The 3824-nt window shown below is 75.3% G+C and carries 3 protein-coding genes; all 3 read left to right on the forward strand.

What is annotated here, in order from left to right:
• On the forward strand, nucleotides 1-683 hold a 683-nt coding region (locus ACWCSD_RS49400; protein ID WP_449926274.1), incomplete at its 5' end, for an ABC transporter ATP-binding protein.
• 9 nt (nucleotides 684-692) lie between these two features.
• A complete protein-coding gene (locus tag ACWCSD_RS49405) occupies nucleotides 693-1664 on the forward strand; it encodes an ABC transporter substrate-binding protein (protein WP_397165529.1) in 972 nt (323 codons plus the stop codon).
• Nucleotides 1661-3721, forward strand: a complete 2061-nt coding sequence (locus ACWCSD_RS49410; protein WP_449926277.1) for an iron ABC transporter permease — start codon at nucleotides 1661-1663, stop codon at nucleotides 3719-3721. The genes ACWCSD_RS49405 and ACWCSD_RS49410 overlap by 4 nt, the downstream gene beginning before the upstream one ends.
• Nucleotides 3722-3824 lie beyond the last annotated feature (103 nt).

Below are 3824 nucleotides of genomic sequence, written 5' to 3' on the forward strand. Positions count from 1 at the left end.
GCGGCAAGTCCACCCTGCTGCGCGCCCTGGCCCGGCTGCACCGCCCCGACTCCGGCGAGGTCCGGCTGGCCGGCGGCGCCGACGCCCTGGCCCTGTCCGCCCGCGACTTCGCCCGCCGGGTGACGCTGCTGGCGCAGAGCCGTCCCACCCCGACCGGCGTGCGCGTCAAGGACGTGGTCGGCTACGGCCGCCACCCCCACCGCGGCCGCTGGCGCGCGGGCGACCCCGGCGGCGAGGCCGCGATCGAGCACGCCATGGAGCTGACCGGCGTGCGCGCCATGGCCGGACGCGCCGTCGACGAGCTGTCCGGCGGCGAGATGCAGCGCGTGTGGCTGGCCACCTGTCTGGCCCAAGACGCCGGGGTGCTCCTGCTCGACGAGCCCACCACCTTCCTCGACCTGCGCTACCAGGTCGAGCTGCTCGAACTCGTGCGCGACCTGGCCGACCGGCATGGTGTGGCCGTCGGCGTCGTCCTGCACGACCTCAACCAGGCCGCCGAGATCGCCGACCGGGTCGTGCTGCTCCAGGGCGGCCGGGTCCGCGCCGCCGGCGCGCCGCCTGAGGTGCTCACCGAGGACCTGCTCACCGAGGCCTACGGCATCCGCGTCGAGGCCACGATCGACCCGCTCACCGGACTGGTCCGCACCAGGCCGCTGGGCCGCCACCTGGCGATGAAAGGCTGAAAGATCCCCATGCGTTCCCTCCCGGCGGTCATGGCCGCCATGTTGCTGCTGACCGCCTGCGGCACGACGGAGCCCCCCGCCGCCCCCGCGGCCCGGGAGCCGTCGGCGGGCGCCGCGGCCCCGATCACCGTGACCGACGCCCGCGGCAAGCGGGTCACCCTCGACAGGCCCGCGACCCGCGTCGTCGGCCTGGAATGGGGGGAGGTCGAGATGCTGGTCGCCCTCGGGGTCCAGCCGGTCGGCGCGGCCGACGTCAAGGGCTACGGCACCTGGGTCACCGCGGCCCCGCTCGACGCCTCCGTCAAGGACGTCGGCACCCGCCAGGAGCCCAGCGTCGACTCCATCGCCGCCCTCCAGCCGGACCTCGTCGTCATGGAGTCCGACGACTCCGCCCTCATCGGCCAGCTGGAGAAGATCGCCCCGGTCGTCGTCGCCAAGGGCAGCGACGCCGCCGCGAACCTCACCCGCATGCGCGACGACCTCACCCTGCTCGCCACCGCCGTCGGCAGGACGGAGCAGGCGACCAAGGTGATGGCCGACTTCGACGCCGCCATGGCCGACGGCAGGGCAAGGATCGCCGCCTCCGGCTCGGCCGGGCAGAAGTTCATGATGGCCGACGGCTGGAAGGACGGCAGCAAGATCTCCATCCGCCCGTTCGGCAAGGGCGCCCTGGTCTCCGACGTCGCCGAGCGGCTCGGCCTCACCAACGCCTGGACCGGCCAGGTCGACGCGCAATGGGGCCTCGGCAGCACCGACGTCGAGGGCATGACCGCGGTCAAGGACGAGAACCTGCGCTTCTTCTACAACGCCTCCGACGGCGTGGACGTCTTCGCCGACCTGGCGGGCAACTCCCTGTGGAGGTCGCTGAGCTTCGTCAAGCGGAACCAGATCACCAAACTGCCCGACGGCATCTGGACCTTCGGCGGCCCCCTGTCGTGCCGGCAGTACGCCGACGCCCTGGTGAAGGCCTACGCCGGGTGATCACCGCAGTCGAGGCCCCCGCGACGCCGCTGCGCAGGCTCGGCGTCGCGGGGGCCTTCCTCGTGACCCTGGCCGTCATCGCGGCCCTCGCCGTGCTGCACCTGACGCAGGGCACCTCCGACACCGACCTGTTCGCCCTCGACGAGCAGGCGATGAACGTGCTGGTCGCCGCCCGGCTGCCGCGGCTGCTGGCGGCGGTCAGCGTCGGCGTCGCGCTCGGCGCGGCGGGCGCGCTGCTGCAGTCGGTCGCGCGCAACCCGCTGGCCTCGCCCGACACCCTCGCCGTCAGCAACGGCGCGTACCTGGCGGTCGTGCTGGCCGCCACCTTCGGGCTGAGCCTGCCGGCCTTCCTGTCCGGCGGCCTGTCCTTCCTCGGCGGCCTGGCCGCGGCCGCTCTGGTGCTCGCCCTGTCGGCCGGCGGCAGGACCGGCACCACCCGGCTGATCCTGGCCGGCTCCGCGACCGCGCTGGCCCTGCAGTCGGCGACCACCCTGCTCATGATCCTCTTCCAGGAGGAGAACACCGGCCTGTTCGCCTGGGGCAGCGGCTCGCTCGTGCAGAGCGACCTCGGTGGCGTCACCCAGATGGCCCCGGTGATCGTGGTGGCGGTCGGGGCGGCCGTCGCCCTCGGCTCCCGCCTCGACATCCTCGGCCTGGGTGACGACACCGCCTCGGTGCTGGGCGTCGACGTCCGGCGGTTGCGGCTGACCGTCATCGTGCTCGCCGTCCTGCTCTCGGCCGCCGCGGTCACCGTGGCCGGGCCCGTCGGCTTCGTGGGGCTGTGCGCGCCGGTCGTCGTGCGCCTGCTGGCCCGGCGGCTGCCCGGGCTGGGCCGGCATCGCGTCCTGGTGCCGCTCTCGGCGCTGGCCGGCGTGGTCGTCCTGCTCGCCGCCGACGTCGCGCTGCGGTTCGTGCTCGGCGCGCAGGCGGGGGTGGACGTGCCGCCGGGCGTGGTGACCGCGATGCTGGGCGCGGGCGTGCTCATGTGGCTGGCCCGCCGGCACCGCGACGCCGGTCCGGCCCGGCGGCCGCCGACCGTCCGCGCCGCCGACCCCGGCCGCGCCGCCTTCGCGGTGATCCTGCTGTCCGGTACGGCGCTGCTGGTCCTCGCCGTCGTGCTGGGCCTGCTCGGCGGCGACACCTGGTTGCTGCTCGGCGACGTCGCCAACTGGCTGTGGGGCAGGACCGGCAGGGCGCTGACGTACGTGCTCGACCAGCGCTGGCCGCGCGTCGCGGCGGCGGTCCTGGCCGGTGCGGCGCTCGCCGTCTCCGGCGCGGCCTTCCAGGCCGTCTCCCGCAATCCGCTGGCCGAGCCGGGCGTGCTCGGCATCACCGCGGGCGCGGGCGCGGCGGCCGTCGCGACGCTCACCCTCGTGCCCATGGCCGGGATCGCCGCGGTGTCCGGCGCGGCCGGGGTCGGCGCGCTCGCCGCCTTCACCCTGGTCCATCTGCTGGCCTGGCGCGGCGGGCTCAGCTCCGACCGGCTCGTGCTCATGGGCATCGGCGCGCACGCGCTGTTCAACGCGGTCACCGTGCTGATCATCGTCAAGTCCGACCCGTGGAACACCGCCAAGGCGCTCACCTGGCTCTCCGGTTCCACCTACGGGCGGGTTCCGGCCCAGCTCCTGCCGGTCGCCGTGGCGCTCGCGCTCTTCCTCCCGCTCGCTCTGTGGCTGCGGCGCGACCTCGACCTGCTCGCGCTCGACGAGGACACGCCCCGGGTGCTCGGGGTGCCGCTGGAACCCGTGCGGCTGCTCGCGCTGGGCGGCGCCGTGCTCGTCACCTCCACCGCGGTCTCGGCCGTCGGCGTGGTGGGGTTCGTCGGGCTCGTCGCCCCGCACGCGGCCCGCGCGCTGGTCGGCGGCAGGCACGTGCGGCTCCTGCCCGCGGCGGCGGTGCTGGGGGCGGTGCTGGTGAGCCTGGCCGACACGCTGGGCCGTACCGTGATCGCGCCCGCCCAGGTGCCGGCCGGGCTGGTCACCTCGCTGCTCGGCACGCCGTACTTCGTGTGGCTGCTCTGGCGCTCGCGCGCCGGGGGCCGGGCCGCCGCACCGTGAGGTTCCCGGGCGTGCGGGTTCACGCCCACTCGGCGCCGAGCAGCCGTTCCAGCTCGGCCTGCGTCCGGTCGGGGTCGTAGCCGGGGACGGCCTCGCGCATGAG

This window comes from Nonomuraea sp. NPDC001684, from assembly GCF_053596515.1.

Bases quoted from the DNA above. Each gene is read 5' to 3' on its own strand.
- ACWCSD_RS49405 (WP_397165529.1), top strand. From the start codon at position 693: ATGCGTTCCCTCCCGGCGGTCATGGCCGCCATGTTGCTGCTGACCGCC.